Raw genomic sequence first — 16,216 nt, 5'->3', positions numbered from 1 at the left:
CGACGGCTCCTCGCATCGGGACAGAATGGGTCTTTCTCTGCGGCGAAACTCACCATGACCTCCTCAGTTTCCACGCCTGACTTGTCGGATACTAAACGAACATCGCATAAAAGTACGCTCACCGCCGCGTGCGCTGCTCATGCAACCCATGATGGATTAAGCGATCTGGTGTACGTATTTCTGCCTGTGTGGCAGGAGATGTTCATGCTTGGGTATGTGTGGTTGAGCGTGCTCAGAAGTGCCTATGCATTAACGCTCGCCGCACTGCAGATACCTGCAACTTCTTTGTCATTGAAGTTCCGTCCGGTTCATCTGCTCGTTGGTTCGACCATGGTGACCGCTCTGGGCTGGTTATTGGCAGGCTTGGCTGGCGGTGCCACTGCCTTGGGTGCGGCGCTGGTGGTCGCCGGGGTCGGGGGGAGCGTGCAGCATCCCATCGCGTCTGCAATGGTTTCTCGCGCTTACGGCACCGCCGCAAAGCGTCCATTGGGCATCTACAACTTCGCCGGAGATGTGGGCAAGTCCTTACTGCCGGCGTCTGCTGCTGTGCTACTTACTTATGGCTCGTATCAGCACGTGGTCATGGTGTACGCCGGGGTTGGGTTGCTTGCTGCACTGTTGATCTGGTCGCAGCTAAAAAACGTTGACACTGCCAGCCAACATCCGGCGACGCGTCGAAACGCGTCCAGCATCAGAAAGGGTGCTGAACACCCAGCTGCATTTCGCGTCTTGCTGTTCACGGCAGTGCTGGACAGTGCCGTACGGATGGGATTTCTCACTTTTCTACCGTTCATCATCAAGGCTCACGGCGGCTCGCTGGCGCAGACAGGCATTGGCCTGACGCTGGTGTTTATCGGCGGCGCAATTGGCAAGTTCTGTTGCGGTTGGCTGGCTGATTCAGTGGGGAGTAGCAGGGCGATAGTGCTGACTGAAGTCGCTACAGCGCTTCTCATCGTCGTGGTGTTGATGGCACCGCTGATGACCGGCATGCTGGCGCTACCTTTGCTAGGCGTGGTTCTCAACGGCACCTCATCGGTGTTGTATGGCGGGGTCACCGATGTGGTCGAAGCGCCTGGGCTGGAGCGAGCTTTTTCGGTTTTCTACACCGGCACGATAGGCGCGGGTGCCGTAGCGCCGGTGCTGTACGGATACGTCGGTGACCATGCCAGTATCACTGCGGCAGTCGCCGTCATAGCGGCAACAGCTGCGGTATCGTTTCTACCTGTGTCTGTCGCGGTATTCAGACGCCCTGATCTGTTCGGTGAGCCAGCACGGCGGTCTACACGGCAGGACTAGGGGCGCTATTGTGAGCGTGTCGCGTTTCCCGCTCCTTGGCCGCGCTTATGCCTCTGGCCGTCTTGAATGCTCGATTGAACGGGTACTCGGATCGGTAACCCACCATGTACGCAATCTCGCCGATGTTCAACGACGTCTGGGTCAATAGTTGATCTGAGAGCAATGAGGTTTGGTGTATATCATGGCTTGAGGAACGCGCATCTGCAATATCCGGGTCTGGTGATTATCAGATACTAAATCTGCGATTTCTCTTTCCCCCCAGTGTGAAGCTAGACCGCGTCGGGCGGCACTGGCACTGTGCTGGTAAGGCCCAGAGATATGCAGGAATATCATGGGTGGTTGACTGAGCCATAGCTGTAAGCAGGATGTGATGTCCCTTGGTTCCAGACCAGTGAATCCAAATGCCATCCTGCGGTGGATGGCTATTTAGATTTAGGGGGCGAGGGGAGTAGAGCAGATGGTTCGCAATCTAGACTTTGGGCAATCTGGTAAAGCTTCTCGAGCGTCAGGTTCACTTCACCTCTTTCAATGCGGCCCATGTAGCTGCGATCCAACCTGCACATAAGTGCAAGGCTTTCTTGAGAAATACCTCTGAGCTTTCGAACGCCTTTGATTTGCTTGCCCAGCTCCTTAGCCAGATCCCACATAGCTGCCTCTTCTACCTGAGGCGGCACTATCTTGCGTTTGCGGACAGCTTTGCCACGGACTATAATCCGTATTTCTAGATGCAAAGCGTCTCGTCACGCTCAGTTTGTGAGCCAAATCATTGGCAAGTCAGACAGAGCAACTTGCTGGGTCAGAAGTGAGGGCGTTAACAGATCTCAATTCGTGCTGCAGCAGGGAGCCAGCCAACCTCACCATGGTGTATCAGTGATATACGTGCTCGACCCCGCGCGCCGCTCAGTTGAAACCCGGTCGCATTGCGAACTGGAGGGACTCTGCTTCCTAGCGACAATCACTTCAATCCATACAGGCAAACGGGACCGGGCTGCGATCTTACGTTGCGCCTACGAGCTCCAGAGCTATCTGAATTTTGCGAAGGGCGTGGTCATTGAAGGCGTGCAGATGTTGTGCCCCCCCGATTTGACCGGACGACCGTCCTGGAGTTTGGAGACGCTGGTCCAGATTGTGTGTTTCAGAGGTGTTGATACCGAAGATTCAGCCGTGGTTTACGAGACCTCGATGGGGACGTACAAGCTTGGAGAGCTGGACCTTCGTAGGAAGAAGACGCGCCACGTGTGGTACTCAGAGCGGCACCTGCGCGCTCATAGTCCACGAGCATCAAACCATACTGTTGACGTAAGCGAACCGCAGTTCTACGGCTCAATGTTGACGGATCGCTCCTGAGATATTGCGTGGTAAACCCTTTCAAACCTTGTTGATCAACCAATTGCTAGAAGGGGATTTAGTGGCAATCCTAGAGCAAGCTGCAAATGCCCTGAACGACGCCAAAACCATTGTGTGCTTTTCCGGCGCAGGCATCTCGGCAGAGAGTGGTATCCCTACCTACCGTGACGGGACGACCGGGCTATGGGCAGGTCACTCTCATCAACAGATGGAGACAGCCAGGGCGTTTCGACAGAACCCTCGACTTATCTGGGGATGGTATCTATGGCGAAGGCAGCAGGCGGTACGTGCGCAGCCCAACGCTGCTCATCTGGCCCTGAGTGAACTAGTTCGCCGAGAGCGTCCAATCCCCATCATCACGCAAAACATAGACGATCTGCATGAGAGAGCGGGATCACTGGAGGTAGTGCATCTGCATGGTAGTTTATCGTCTTCGAAATGCTTCGCCTGTCATCGACCAGCTTTGGTGACGCCGGCTCCCATTCCGGAGGAGGGCCTACTGGTCGAGCCACCGCGGTGCGTTCGCTGTAATGGGAAATTGCGTCCAGGGCACGTGTGGTATGGCGAGGATCTCCCAGCGGGCACTTGGAAATCAGCCGTATCACTGGTAGAAAATTGTGACATTTTGCTTTCCGTTGGTACATCCGGGGTGGTCACGCCCGCTGCCAACCTTCCAGAGATTGCACTGTCTGCCGGAGCAACGGTTATTCACGTTAATACAGATGACGTAGGCTCAGGCGCGCCCAATGAGCTCATGCTCATTGGCAAGGCGACTGAAATCCTCCCACGGCTGTGCTCACCCTTGGTTACCGAGGACCATGCTTGATGACGACGACTCATGAGCGAACACGCGGCGTCGTGGATGCGGGAGAGTTTCTTGAAAGGCTTTCGAAAGACAGCTCTCTGCCTCGCCCCGTGAGGCTAGAAGCCAAGCGCCTGCTCCGTCATTTTCCCAGCGGGCAGGACATTTCGCGGGCCGGTCGCCTAGAAAACATCCGACAGCGAGCCATCGATGAGCTGTTGGGTAACGGCGTGGAGTTACCTCCTGTCCTTAGCACTTGGCCGATCAGTGAGACGTTTTTCTCTGGCGATGACGAAGAGGCCGCAACCATCGTTACGATGCGGATCTAGAGAACCGGTTATGTACAACAATTACTCTATGGTGGACTGGTGCTCATCTTGGGCGCTGGTCGGCGGGAACGTAATCTGTGTTTCGTGTATGAAATGGCAGACGCTTTCAGAGGCGCATGAAGGCTTTCCTCACGACCTGACATGTAGGGTAAAGGATGAACTGACTCGTTATCCGTGGGTAGAGCTCCATCAGATTCTCGACAACGACCGTGGGTAATCATCGGCCTTAATTTGAGAATTCTAAGGTGTGTTCGCTGGCCGCGTACGAATAGGAAAATTCCTGTGACGACCGTTTTACTCTGAATTTTGGTCAGGTTGTTCAGGATGGATCGGTACCGAGGGGAGGGCTTAGGTCCAGATGGAAAGCTTCAAAAAAGACAATACATGTGCCTCAGTCTTATCTGAGGCAGTGGATGAGCGAAGCAAAGGCCCTAACTTACAGGTTGTTGGTGCCGAATGAAAAATGTGTGGCCTGGAAGCGATTATCCCCAAAAAACATGCCAAGCTCGAGCACCTGTACACCTATTTCTCCGGCTCAAAGATAGCGATGAAACAGAACGCTGGCTTTGATCGTGATTTTGAAATACCTGCAGCTTTATCGATCACTTACGTCCCGCTTTCGCCTTGGGTACGTCAAAGCAGGCCAGGAAACAGGGTCATGATGGAGTGCCCAGAAAGCCTCATCGAGACCTGACTGTCATCACCCATCGCTATCAACCCCTCTCTTGCCATCTGGCCGAGTAAATCACGTGTTGTTGATTCACTAAGACCCAACTTGGCTTGGATGTCTGAATATTGCATGGGTCCGGACTCAAGAAGGCTGCGGTAAAGGTGAAGGGCTTCGATGCGTAGAGTCGGCAGCGATTTACCGTCGGCCCTCGGAAGTCCGGAGCATTGACGCATGTGAAAGTAGTGATCGATACGTCGGTTAAGCGTGCGAGGTTCCAAGAGCGCGCTGACGAAACGCGCCTGCTCGAGCGCGATACTGATGAAGTACTCGGTAAATTTGAGCAGCCCGCGGTCGGAGAGAGCTCCTCGGCCGTCTAGATCGCCTTTACGAACATGGTCAGCAGCTCTCAAGGCCGCATAATATGCATCCGCGTCTCCAGCGAATCCGCGGCTCATTGACCACAGTCCGTAACCCTTCAAACCGCCGGCAGTTAAATACTCGTCGGTGAAAAGGCGGCCCGTCCTTCCGTTTCCATCGATAAATGGGTGCAACCAGAGTAAACGATGGTGAGCTCCCGCAGCAGCCAGGAGCGGCGCCAGCCCATGTAGCCGGTTCAGCCGATAAGCATTTTCGAACCACGTCAGGTAGGTCCCGATTTCATCCGCGTGGGGCGGAATGTGAAGGCCCACCTTTACACCTCGAGTTCGGTACTCACCTGGTGCCAGTGAGGCAGGTTCGCCATCAGCCCCGACCTTGATAAGCAAGTGCTTCGCGGGCAGCCCCGTATAGAGCTCGCTATGAAGGCGCGAGATGGATTCGCGAGTGCAGATTGCGGCCGCATCGATCGGATCCTTAGCCAGACGGAGTCGAGCGTCAGCGTGGTGTTTGATTTCCAGTAGGTCCGGCGCCACCTCCGCATCTTTTGAATCATTCTGAGTACACAGCAAGTCGCCGGGCGACGCCCGGTTTCCCTCGATCTTGTTGCTGTAATACGAGTTGGCCAAGCGTTGCAGGCGGATCAACGGTAAGCGCATCGGTTTAGGGATATTTGCATTCAGTGAGGCGTCAAGGTGCATGAGCTCGAGAACGGCGTCCTTGAGGTCGCCGGGCGCGCGGTCTTGCGTGGTGAATGGAGTTAAAGCCATTTGTCCACCATCATAAGCGCGCAGTAACAAATTCGTATTCGTTCGCACCAGTTCTCACACGAGTAGAAATGGTGCAGGCGTCGCAAACCACATCAGCGACGGTGTCTATCTCGGCTTTGCCGACAATCTTCATGGTGACCTCATCGCAAGGGGCGAAGGCGAAAGCTTCTCTTGTCAGAACTAGGTCGCTTAGCCAGGATCCGGGGGACAGACAGTGTAGAAATGAGTGGAACATCGAACAAGTCTTTAACAGCGAGAAAAGCCACGACTCTGAATAGACCTACGAGATATTCTTCAACCTGAGCGCAGAGCAGGTCGACCTTTTCAATCTGACAAAGACACGGATGACTTACCAAGGCACAGCAGATACGCCGCGGCTCAGTCGAATTTCCGCCAATTCACATAGGCGGAAATTGAGATGAAGGAGGAGGAGGGTGGTCGTCAGCCTTTAGAATGAGCGGATGTGGCGGCGAATATGTAATAATTAGCAGATCATCGAATATGCTGTTCGACGCCAAGTAAATCTCCTAACCTGAACAGCGCATGGTGTATTGGTCGAACTAAGCGCCACGCCAGCCTCGATAAAGCAAGCATTGACGGAATCAAAAACAGCCATGTCTGTCACCGCGCCTATTTCAAGCCGCATCAAACGCATGCCCAAGGGTAAACCTTTTGCTAGCGCAGTTTTCGCGGATGCGGGCTCGCGCGCCTCGGTTAACAAAGCTCTGTCTCGCTTGGTACTCAGCGGCTCGCTAGAACGCGTTGCTCGCAGCATCTATATGCGCCCCAAGCAGAGCGAGTACACCGGTAAAAGGGTGCGGCTCAACCCTCTCGCAGTGCTAGAAGCAGTCGCCCGAGCAACAGGCGAGACAATCCAAATCCATGGCGCAGAAGCTGCCCGATACGCCTCACAGAAACGGCTTCAACGCTTTTCTTTCGTGAGCGAAGATAAAAAATGGTGGGTATGACAGAATCGCAGACCCTGAAGCCGCGTACGGCAGATGAACTAAATTTGCGAAATGGAAAATGCGTAGCGATTTTGGATTTTCAGGGGAAAGGATTGCTGAGATTTAGTTCGGCGAGCTCCTGTAGCTCTGGCCGCCATGAGCATCAGACATACCATTTAACATAATATACATTATACGTAACAACGTATTACAGACTGGGGCGGTTGCCGTGCCGGATTTGAACGCAGCCTCGGTCCTCGATTCGCCTTTGGCCACCAACATCAGGTTTTTCGTCGATCCTCGATCTATCCATGCTTTGACCCCGTCACTGTGTCTGCTTCCTGCGCTCACCTTCGACTATTCACGCGCGCGCGCGCACCATCAATCAGCGGCACCTCATACGCAGCATCCGAAACGCCGAGTATCACCGCTCAAACCCATCGACTGCTGCAAACCAAATCAGCTCAATCACCCAGGCGCTGCGGCTCGGGCACGGCGTCTGGGTCAGGTTTGGTTGACATGCGTGCATGTTCACGGCGAGGAATTCAGCGCGCGGGACATGCCGCTAAGGTTTTGCTAGCCGCGCCATCGGTTCAAACGCCGATGTGGCCGAATTTCTCCATTGGAATAACGACTGACGGCGTGTCAGCCCTTGCATAAACGCGGAAAAAGCGCTGAAAGCCACGGTTTACAAGGGTTAAAGGCCAGATTAATGGGGCTTTCAAGCGCTTTTTTTGGCGACTGGATACCCTTAGAAGCGCCAATCTTTCCCTTGGAAGGCCATTACCACGGTTGGCCTCGAGTTTGCCTGGTCATCATTAGAAATGCGTACGCCTGGCAAATGAGATGCCCGCCGTCACAAATGCAATATCCGATAATCACCAGACCCGGATATTTCACGTCTGTGTGATCAACGCTCTGGCTGCCGGCGCCGAAGCCGTTGACGCGTCAATCATGTGACTGAATCCTGGCCTATGCGTGCAACGAGACGTCCAGCTTTCAGGCATTTCCAAGGGCGTATGCCTCTCCCCATCTCGATTGCAGCAGCGTTGCCGCTTCCCTCGGTAACTCGCGAAGCCATCCTGGAAAAGCCGTTCCAATAAGCGGCTCGCTCTCGGCGTGTGGTGGTTTGAAGGAAACGGTCCAAACCACGTCATAGCGATCGAGAATTTCAACCATGTCGCTGCGCAGGAAAGGCACGTGCCGCGCTGCATCAGCGATTTCTCGAAATGCTTGCTCGACACCTCCAGGCCACAGCACCACCCCTACCGTGCTGGCTGCCGCACCATATTGGTGGATCCGATGGGCTGTCCCCGCCTCCAGCCTTAACGCATCACCCTGTCTCAGGAACGCTATTTGCCCGTCCCCGGTACGTATTTCCAGCGCGCCACTGAGGGCGACGACCAGCTTCGTTTCTTTGCGATGCAGAAGTGGGAGGTTGTGAGCGCGTACAGGCAAGACGAAACGCATCGCTGTGGCCGTGCCGCCAACGCTCGCCTGCGGAACGTCGATCCACACCGGGTAACCATCGGGTATCAACATCAGACAGTCCGGATCGCGCACGTCCATCAACCCTCCTTCGTCATCTATTGGTTGTGCTTATGCAGTGCATTGCATATCGGTCTTGGACGCTATCAAAGGAACGGAAGATGATTGCCTCACACGAAGCAACACCCACCGAACTCAACCAACTGATAGAGGTAACACCATGCAACAGTCCCACGCCTATACCGATACTAGCCTTGAATTGACCACCAAGGTTCTGGATGCCAAGGCTCGTAAAAATCTGTCGTGGCAGGATCTGACTGACGGCACCGGTCTGGGCCTCGCCTACGTCACAGCAGCCCTGCTCGGCCAGCATCCTCTGCCAGCCAGCGCCGCAAAGGTCATTGGCGACAAACTTGAACTGGATGCCGATGCAGTGGCCCGCCTCCAGATCATCCCGTTGCGCGGCAGCTTGGCCGGTGTGCCCACCGATCCGACCATCTACCGTTTCTACGAGATGATTCAGATCTATGGCACCACCCTGAAAGCGCTTGTGCACGAACAATTCGGCGACGGAATCATCAGTGCGATCAACTTCAAGCTGGACATGAAAAAAGTTGAAGACCCTGAAGGTGGTCACCGCGCTGTCATTACATTAGACGGTAAGTTCCTGCCACTGCGTCCTTTTTAAGGATGCACCAGGAAAGTTAATTCGGCCTGCGCCAACGCAGGCCTGCGTCAACACTTAATTTATTACTGATCCAACACCAAACTTTAATGGAGGACTCCCCATGAAAAAGTTTCTGTTTTTAGTACTGTCGCTTGCTGCCTCAACGGCCGTGTTCGCTCAAGAAGCACCCGCCACTTCGGACGTCGTTCACTATACATACGGCATGCACCTGGACATCGCTCACGTCGTCAAGGTAACTCCTGCCGGCACTGTGTGCGCGCCAACTCCTGTACAGATGACTTACAAAGACTCGCAAGGCGGTGTTCACGTTTTGGAATACGACGTGATGGGCGAAGGCTGCACTAACTAACATTCCAATCAAATCCTCCAGTTCGCAGGCATTACAAAATGAAAGCACTCATTGACGGTTTTTTGAAGTTTCAGAAAGAAGCCTTTCCACAACGCACAGACTTGTTCAAACATCTGGCCACAACCCAGCACCCCGGAACTCTGTTCATTACGTGTTCTGACAGCAGGGTCGTACCTGAACTTCTGACGCAGCAGGAACCCGGCGAACTGTTTGTGATCCGCAATGCGGGTAACATCGTGCCCTCCTACAGCCCTCACCCGGGTGGTGTATCTGCCACGGTCGAATATGCAGTCGCCGTGCTGGGCGTGACCGACATCGTCATCTGCGGACACTCTGATTGTGGTGCGATGACGGCGGTTGCAAAGTGCAAGTGCATGGACCATTTACCGGCGGTTGCTGGCTGGTTGGAGCATGCTGAGTCTGCCAAAGTCATTAACGAATCCCGGTCTCACATCAGTGAAGCCGCGAAGGTGAGCTCGATGGTGCGAGAGAACGTCATTGCCCAGTTGGCGAATATTCAAACGCATCCGAGCGTCCGCCTGGCCCAGGAAAAAGGCGCCGTGAATTTGCATGGCTGGGTATATGACATCGAGACGGGGTCGATCGATGCACTGGATGCAGACGGCCGTGGCTTCAAGTCGTTGGTTCAGCACCCTACCACTTGTGCGGTACAGGCGCGCCCCGGCAAGGCTGCAGCCTGACGATTACGACCGACATGGGGATGAAGCATCAGGCCCGCAATAACCCTGGACATCACGAAAACTGCCCATGCTGCATGGCTGCCAAGTATGGGCATTTCGTCCACATCGATCGATGTGTCGATCATTCCAGTTTGTAAAGTTTGTTTCTGTCAGCGTCTGTCTGCCCGGATGGGCGTATGCGCTCGCCTTTCTCGTAGGCACGAACGACAGCGGCACGCTCCCCAATCGTCGTCAACCATGCCGCCACGTTTGGAAAGTCGTCCAACGTCATCCCCTGCTTCTCGTACTGCAGGACCCAGGGATAAATCGCCATATCGGCAATTGAATACGCCCCAGCTACAAAATCGCGCTCAGCCAACTGATGTTCCAGCACGGTATAAAGCCGCACCGTCTCCTTATGGAACCGAGCCACAGGGGCAGGCAAGTGCTCCGGCGCATAGTTCAGAAAATAGACTGCTTGCCCGAGGATCGGCCCCAGGCTTGCGGCTTGCCAGAACAGCCACTGAAGGACCTCTGTCGAACCGCGAATGTCAGCCGGTAAGAATTGGCCGCTTCGCTGAGCCAGGTACAAAAGGATAGCGCCCGATTCAAAGATCGACACACCGACCTCAGCGTCCACTAATGCCGGGATGCGTTGGTTGGGCGAAATGCGGGTGAATTCGGCAGCGAACTGTTCGCCCAGGCTGATGTTGATTGGATGTGCGGTATACGGCATTCCGGACTCTTCAAGGAAGATCGCGACCTTCTGACCATTAGGCGTGGGCCAATAGAAAAAATCGACAGCACTGGAAGGCGTGGTCACGGCGTAACCCTCTGGGTGAAACGGTGGGTACCGAGTCGGGTTCACCTGCTCTGCATCCGCAGGCAAAACCGAAAAAAATTAGCACTTCAAACTTGAGACTGACTGAAGCGTTCGTCCAAAATTCTAGATCATTAGAAACAAAGGTATTGATAAGCATAGGAGATAACGCATCGTTCAGACCAACGGAGCTCATTCATCATGGGGTTTAAAGCGCTCGCATGGCGTCTTGGGTGATTTAACAGCTAACCACTTTTTATTTAGCGCAAGCGATGGAATAACGCGATGTGAGTCTTGTTTATTTTGTGCGACGGAATAATCGTTACAGGCCTAATAAAGGCGCGATTAAAACCGGCCAGTTATGACACGCAACTGACTCCCCTGACTCAGTTCAGTTGACACTTTATTTTTCTCAGTCGGGATGTTTATAAAACGGCTTGCGCTACAGTCAATGGGCTTACCTTTCCCAAGATCACGCAACCGAGAACTACCTTGGCGGGTCGGCCTGTCGTGGCGGCATCCTTTGTGGCCGCCGTAAGTGTTACATCATCACCCTATAAGCTGGCACGCTCAGCAGGACAGCATTTCGCTGCCAGCCCCCGGTAATCAATTTACTCAATTGGAGCAATCGTCATGGGCCTCACTCTCTACGGTTTTGACGCCAGTCCCTATGTACGTACCGTGAAAATACTGCTCAGGGAGAAAGGCGCAACGTTCGACCAGTTGCAGGTCAACGTCATGAAAGGCGAGCCGCATCATCCTGAGCACCTCAAACGACACGCCTTCGGGAAAGTCCCCGTTGTCGAGCATGACGGCTTCAGGGTGATTGAAACCAGCGCGATCATGAGCTATCTCGATGCGGTCTTGCCCGGTCCAACGTTCACACCGGACACGCCCCGCGATCGCGCACGGAGCCAAATGGCTCAAGCCATATACGACTCGTACGGCTATGGCTCCATGGCCTCGGTGTTTGGTTACTACCTGTTCCCTGATTTCATCGGTGGCCAGAATGACGAATCGTTGAAAAAGGGCATCGAGGCCTCGAAACTCGTCCTGACAGAACTGATGAAGCTCAAAGGCAGCGACCCTTTTATTGCGGGTAAATCGCTGTCGATCGGTGATTTATACCTCGCCCCAGCGTGCGCCTACCTTGCAATGACGCCAGACGCCGAAACGGTATTTTCAGTCGAGGGCTTCAGCGGCTGGTGGGAAACGATTCAAGATTTGCCAAGCTTTAAGACAACGCCACCACAGTAATCAAGCATTGGGGTGATTGTGCCGGGGCCGCGTGCCCCGGTGCTATTCTCTCCCCTAATCACCCTGCCAATTACGCTTTCGCCCCGGCGCCCCCGCACCGGGATCAAACCCATGCTGATTACCCCATGGAGGTTGCGCCAAATTGAGCAGCAACACGCCCCGCCCGCTTCGTTCTGACGAGTCTATCGTTGCTTATGGCACCCCGCTCTCGGCCACCCGTGAGGGAACCCTGAGCTATCTACCCGTTGCGCTTTTCGGCTCAGTAATCGGCTTACGTCAACATCACTGGCACTGTCGATCGCTTCGCGAGCGCCCTGTATGTGCTTACCATTTTCATGCTGTCCGTGGTGATCGGCCGCATACGATATCTGGCGATCTGCTGCCCCTTCCGCCTTTCATGGTGGGCGGTCAGCTTTCCTTCAGCGGGAGCCGCTGTGTGTGCGCTGAGATACGCTCAACACACTTCCAACGTGTTCACCGACTCAGTCGCTATCGTGCTCCTGATCGGCGTTACATTGCTGTTGTTCGTCATGACGGTGAAAACCCTCGCCAGCCTTGCGCGCGGGAATCTCAAGCACCTGGTCGGATAATGCGTACTCATCGTCTCAAGGCTTTGTAGCCTATGTGTCTATCAGGCGACCAGATTACCAGCGCCAGGATGGCCAACTTCAGCGCATCAGATCTGTGCAATACCGCCGTCAACAAACATTTCGCTGCCGTTAATAAAGCTTGAATCATCGGACGCCAGGAACACAGCGGCTTTTGCCACTTCTTCTGGACGCCCTACCCGGCCCAGCGGAATCAGCGAAGCAAAGTGATCAAGCAAGCCCTGCTGATGCGCTTTGTCTGGACCCGCCAACTCTACGAGGCCTGGGGTTTCGATCGGTCCTGGGCTGAGGGTGTTGATTCGAATATCGCGCCCTTTCAGATCTAGAATCCAGTTACGGGCAAAAGACCGAACCGCGGCTTTCGACGCTGCGTACACGCTAAAGTCAGGAGTACCTCCGCTGGCAGCCGTAGAGCCGGTGAGGATGACGGAAGCGCCTTTTGCGAGGAGCGGCAGCGCTTTCTGTACCGTGAACAGCACACCTTTGACATTACGTCCGAAGGTGTCGTCGAAGTGCTCTTCAGTCACCGCCTCCAGAGACAGCAACGATCCGCCGCCAGCATTGACGAACAGCACGTCGATCTGACCTTTTTCAGCCTTGACCTGAGCATAGAGTGCATCCAGTTCCGAGAGCCTGGATGAGTCGACACGAACGCCTTTAGCGTTGCCAATTTCCAGCACCGCCGCGTCCAGCTCAGCCTGACGCCGGCCGGTGATGTAGACATAGGCGCCTTCCTTGGCAAACTGGATGGCAGTCGCCAAACCAATCCCGGTGGATCCACCCGTGACAATGGCGACTTTGCCTTCAAGTTTACGTGACATCTTTATTTCCTCAGTTGGGCGCAGGGGGCGCGTATCTGAAGATTATCGACATGGCACACCCTTCGAAATAGAATTGATTGCAAACCATGATTGCAGAATTGTCGATGTCGAAGATGCCCGATTTTGAAGGCCTGGCGATGTTTGCGAAGGTCGCGGAAGAGCGATCTTTCGCAGCCGCTGCGCGGGTGATGGGCGTGTCCGTCGCCACGGTTTCCCGTGGTGTCAGCCGCCTTGAAGACCGATTGGGTGCCCGACTGCTGAACCGTACGTCTCGCCAACTGGCGTTGACTGAGTTCGGTCGCAGCATCGCCGAGAGTGCGAGCCAACTGTATCGTGACGCGGAAGAGACCGAAGGCGTAGCACGGGACCTATCGTCACAACCCAAAGGGCTGGTGCGCCTGGCCATCCCGATGACATTCGGGCTCAAATGGGTCGCCCCTATCCTCCCGGAATTTCTCGAAGCCTATCCTGAAGTGTCGATCGACCTGCATCTCGCTGACGCCTCTGTCGACCTGATTGGCGACGGTTTTGATGCCGCCATCCGGATTGCTGTGCTGCCTGACTCCTCATTGGTCGCTCGACGACTCGCCCCGGTTTCTCGATACCTTGTTGCGTCTCCAGCCTATCTGCAACGTTTCGGCCATCCACTGCGACCTCAGGATCTGGAGACCCGAAACTGCCTCGGCTACGCGTATCGAGCCCAGAATGATGTATGGCGGTTGCACGACAACGCGGGAAACGAAGTGAGTGTCACGCCGACCGGCTCGCTACGCGTGACCAATGTGGACGCGCTCGTCCCGGCTTTACTCGCAGGTATTGCCATTGCTGAACTGCCGGAATTTGTCGCGAGCGAGTACCTCAGAGACGGTCGATTGCAAAGAGTGCTACCCGATTGGTCTATGCAGTTGGGCGGCGTGTACCTGGTGACGCCGTCGGCACGCACGCGCCCGGCAAAGATAGACGTTCTTTTTGATTTCCTTATCCGGAAACTGTCCGACCCGTCCTGGCAGTTGATTGCACCGTGAGAAAAACAGCGCTGATCCCTTGATGCCTGTGTCGCCACAAGTTTTTAAGCGCCCGAGGACCACGCGAAAGAATTAACGTCCTCGATACTTTACTGCCAAGAATTACCTTACATTCTATAAATAGAACAACAATGTCGCGGAAGTTTAAAAGATTGTTCCACTTCGCAACACTGTGAACTGCCCTCTCTACGTCACCCGCGATGAGTAGCACAGCCCCTGCCGACGATTATATTAAATTCATATAATAACCAGGCCATTAAGCTCCTAGGGTCTTGGACGAAACATTCCGGCCGCATTAGCCTTTGTTTAATTAACCTTCGTTAAAACGTCGTCGTCCGACATCCACCCACGGGGCAAAACAATGAAAGCACTTATCGACGGTTTCATTAAATTCCAGAAAGAGGTGTTTCCACAGAGAACCGATCTATTCAAATACCTGGCGACCACTCAAACCCCCGAAACGCTGTTTATCACCTGCTCCGACAGCCGGGTCATACCTGAGATGTTGACGCAACAAGAACCGGGCGAACTGTTTGTTATTCGCAATGCGGGAAACATCGTGCCTTCTTATGGCCCGCAACCGGGTGGAGTGACTGCTACGGTGGAATATGCGGTCGCGGTCCTCGGAGTCTCGAATATCGTGATCTGCGGACACTCCGATTGCGGCGCGATGACGGCAGTCTCCAGTGGAAAATCCCTGAATCACCTGCCCGCCGTTGCCGCGTGGATGAGTTACGCTGAGTCGGCAAAGGTCATCAACGCCTCCCGTAAACACGCCAATGATAAAGAGCGGGTGTGCTCCATGGTCAGAGAGAATGTCATTGCACAACTGTCGAATTTAAGAACACACCCAAGCGTTAGACTGGCGATCGAGCAAAAGAAGTTAAACCTGCACGGCTGGGTTTATGATATCGAAACGGGTTCTATCGAAGCGCTGGACGGCACGACCAATCAGTTTGTGTCATTGGTGGATTATCCCGAGACAAAGGCATAGGGATCGTCAGTATCAAGGGTAACTTTCCCGGCTGTATTGTTTCCATAATCATTGCAGTTAAAAAGCTTTAGCCGTCCACCAATACTCACGCCGTCATCCACCCCAGACCCACTCACCGACACTGTCGATGAGTGGGATGCCTGTCGCTATATGAGTGCTAACGGCCGGTTCTACGAGTCAGCTGCGAGTTCTTGGCGCTGCGAGCGCTGGGAAGCCATCTATACGGAGCACTTATCCAATGGATTGTATATGGGTCTTGGACGTTGCCTGCGTAACGGACGATGATCGTTTCACACCCAGGCAGCCCAGGCGCTGCCTCATTAATCAAGCCAATTTGATCGGAAAAACACCATGGTACAGTCTCACGCCTACAAAGATTCCAGCCTCGCCCTGACCACCGAAATTCTCGATGCCAAGGCCCGCAAAAACTTGTCCTGGCAGGACATGGCTGATGGCACCGGCCTTGGCCTTGCCTATGTCACCGCCGCCCTGCTCGGTCAGCACCCTCTTCCAGAAAACGCAGCCAAAGTGGTTGGCGAAAAACTGGGCCTGGACGCGGCTGCCGTCGCTGCGCTGCAAATTATTCCCCTGCGTGGCAGCCTGACCGGCGTTCCTACCGACCCGACGATCTATCGTTTCTACGAAATGATCCAGATCTACGGCACCACCCTGAAAGCGCTGGTTCACGAGCAATTTGGCGACGGCATCATCAGTGCGATCAACTTCAAACTTGATATGAAGAAGGTAGAAGATCCAGAAGGCGGTCACCGCGCGGTCATCACGCTTGACGGTAAATTCCTGCCACTGCGTCCTTTCTAATCTGCGACGTGCTCATTGAATCGGCCCGCACCCCATGCGGGCCTGTTTCAAGAAAAACGCGTCTACGACCGCCAATGACCTGGCCGTTCATCTACAAGAGCGGCCACCAATAACCCCTCATTGTTCGTTTA

General features: G+C 54.5%; 17 protein-coding genes and 1 pseudogene. 12 read left to right on the top strand and 6 right to left on the bottom strand.

The features are described 5' to 3' along the window. The first annotated feature begins 54 nt into the window (after positions 1-54). Positions 55-1,296, top strand: coding sequence for an MFS transporter (locus BLS87_RS05455; protein ID WP_074750831.1), 1,242 nt, complete (start codon positions 55-57; stop codon positions 1,294-1,296). A 422-nt stretch (positions 1,297-1,718) separates the two neighbouring features. On the opposite strand, the gene BLS87_RS05450 is transcribed toward BLS87_RS05455, so the two are convergent. Next, positions 1,719-1,943: a helix-turn-helix domain-containing protein gene (locus tag BLS87_RS05450; RefSeq protein WP_074750829.1), complete on the bottom strand. Its 225-nt coding sequence runs from the start codon at positions 1,941-1,943 to the stop codon at positions 1,719-1,721. 761 nt (positions 1,944-2,704) lie between these two features. On the opposite strand from BLS87_RS05450, the gene BLS87_RS05440 reads away from it, so the two are divergent. Continuing rightward, a complete protein-coding gene (locus BLS87_RS05440) occupies positions 2,705-3,469 on the top strand; it encodes an SIR2 family NAD-dependent protein deacylase (RefSeq protein ID WP_074751389.1) in 765 nt (254 codons plus the stop codon). Next, a complete protein-coding gene (locus tag BLS87_RS34980; protein ID WP_074750824.1) occupies positions 3,469-3,774 on the top strand; it encodes a BPSL0761 family protein in 306 nt (101 codons plus the stop codon). The genes BLS87_RS05440 and BLS87_RS34980 overlap by 1 nt, the downstream gene beginning before the upstream one ends. 633 nt (positions 3,775-4,407) lie before the next feature. On the opposite strand, the gene BLS87_RS05430 is transcribed toward BLS87_RS34980, so the two are convergent. After that, positions 4,408-5,589, bottom strand: coding sequence for a Fic family protein (locus tag BLS87_RS05430; protein WP_074750822.1), 1,182 nt, complete (start codon positions 5,587-5,589; stop codon positions 4,408-4,410). Between the two features lie 10 nt (positions 5,590-5,599). Then, entirely contained in the window at positions 5,600-5,722 is a 123-nt protein-coding gene (locus tag BLS87_RS34890; protein WP_279616201.1) for a hypothetical protein, read from the bottom strand. Between the two features lie 481 nt (positions 5,723-6,203). On the opposite strand from BLS87_RS34890, the pseudogene BLS87_RS05420 reads away from it, so the two are divergent. Next, positions 6,204-6,491: pseudogene (locus BLS87_RS05420) on the top strand (DUF6088 family protein); the annotation flags it as partial. A 1,044-nt stretch (positions 6,492-7,535) separates the two neighbouring features. Here BLS87_RS05420 and BLS87_RS05415 read toward each other — a convergent pair. After that, a complete protein-coding gene (locus BLS87_RS05415) occupies positions 7,536-8,105 on the bottom strand; it encodes a cupin domain-containing protein (RefSeq protein WP_074750818.1) in 570 nt (189 codons plus the stop codon). A gap of 139 nt (positions 8,106-8,244) precedes the next feature. On the opposite strand from BLS87_RS05415, the gene cynS (BLS87_RS05410) reads away from it, so the two are divergent. From cynS (BLS87_RS05410) to BLS87_RS05400, 3 genes are all read left to right on the top strand, one after another. Then, a complete protein-coding gene (cynS, locus tag BLS87_RS05410) occupies positions 8,245-8,712 on the top strand; it encodes a cyanase (RefSeq protein ID WP_074750816.1) in 468 nt (155 codons plus the stop codon). Positions 8,713-8,812: 100 nt separating this feature from the next. Beyond that, positions 8,813-9,061, top strand: a complete 249-nt coding sequence (locus BLS87_RS05405) for a DUF2790 domain-containing protein (RefSeq protein WP_074750814.1) — start codon at positions 8,813-8,815, stop codon at positions 9,059-9,061. Between the two features lie 38 nt (positions 9,062-9,099). Next, the gene (locus tag BLS87_RS05400) at positions 9,100-9,762 is read left to right on the top strand and encodes a carbonic anhydrase (RefSeq protein ID WP_074750812.1); all 663 of its coding nucleotides are present in this window, start codon (positions 9,100-9,102) and stop codon (positions 9,760-9,762) included. A 121-nt stretch (positions 9,763-9,883) separates the two neighbouring features. On the opposite strand, the gene BLS87_RS05395 is transcribed toward BLS87_RS05400, so the two are convergent. Continuing rightward, positions 9,884-10,564 (bottom strand): glutathione S-transferase N-terminal domain-containing protein, encoded by a 681-nt coding sequence (locus BLS87_RS05395; protein ID WP_074750810.1) that lies wholly within the window; start codon positions 10,562-10,564, stop codon positions 9,884-9,886. A gap of 630 nt (positions 10,565-11,194) precedes the next feature. Here BLS87_RS05395 and BLS87_RS05390 point away from each other — a divergent pair. Next, on the top strand, positions 11,195-11,818 hold the full coding sequence (locus tag BLS87_RS05390) for a glutathione S-transferase family protein (protein ID WP_074750808.1): 624 nt from the start codon (positions 11,195-11,197) through the stop codon (positions 11,816-11,818). A 281-nt stretch (positions 11,819-12,099) separates the two neighbouring features. Next, a complete protein-coding gene (locus tag BLS87_RS05385; protein WP_341845431.1) occupies positions 12,100-12,408 on the top strand; it encodes an SLAC1 family transporter in 309 nt (102 codons plus the stop codon). Between the two features lie 86 nt (positions 12,409-12,494). Here BLS87_RS05385 and BLS87_RS05380 read toward each other — a convergent pair whose 3' ends face one another. Further along, positions 12,495-13,247, bottom strand: coding sequence for an SDR family oxidoreductase (locus BLS87_RS05380; protein WP_074750804.1), 753 nt, complete (start codon positions 13,245-13,247; stop codon positions 12,495-12,497). 104 nt (positions 13,248-13,351) lie between these two features. Between BLS87_RS05380 and BLS87_RS05375 the strand changes: the two genes are divergently transcribed. The 3 genes from BLS87_RS05375 to cynS (BLS87_RS05365) all read left to right on the top strand — a co-directional run bounded on the left by BLS87_RS05375 (position 13,352) and on the right by cynS (BLS87_RS05365) (position 16,085). After that, positions 13,352-14,272 carry a LysR family transcriptional regulator gene (locus BLS87_RS05375; protein WP_074751387.1) on the top strand — a complete coding sequence of 307 codons (921 nt, stop codon included), beginning with the start codon at positions 13,352-13,354 and terminating at the stop codon, positions 14,270-14,272. Positions 14,273-14,633: 361 nt separating this feature from the next. Then, on the top strand, positions 14,634-15,266 hold the full coding sequence (locus BLS87_RS05370) for a carbonic anhydrase (RefSeq protein ID WP_074750802.1): 633 nt from the start codon (positions 14,634-14,636) through the stop codon (positions 15,264-15,266). A gap of 351 nt (positions 15,267-15,617) precedes the next feature. Continuing rightward, positions 15,618-16,085: a cyanase gene (gene cynS, locus BLS87_RS05365; RefSeq protein WP_074750800.1), complete on the top strand. Its 468-nt coding sequence runs from the start codon at positions 15,618-15,620 to the stop codon at positions 16,083-16,085. The last annotated feature ends 131 nt before the right edge of the window (positions 16,086-16,216 follow it).

The organism is Pseudomonas abietaniphila (assembly GCF_900100795.1).
Taxonomy (GTDB): Bacteria; Pseudomonadota; Gammaproteobacteria; order Pseudomonadales; family Pseudomonadaceae; genus Aquipseudomonas; species Aquipseudomonas abietaniphila.
This window is presented reverse-complemented; position numbering and strand designations above follow the sequence as displayed.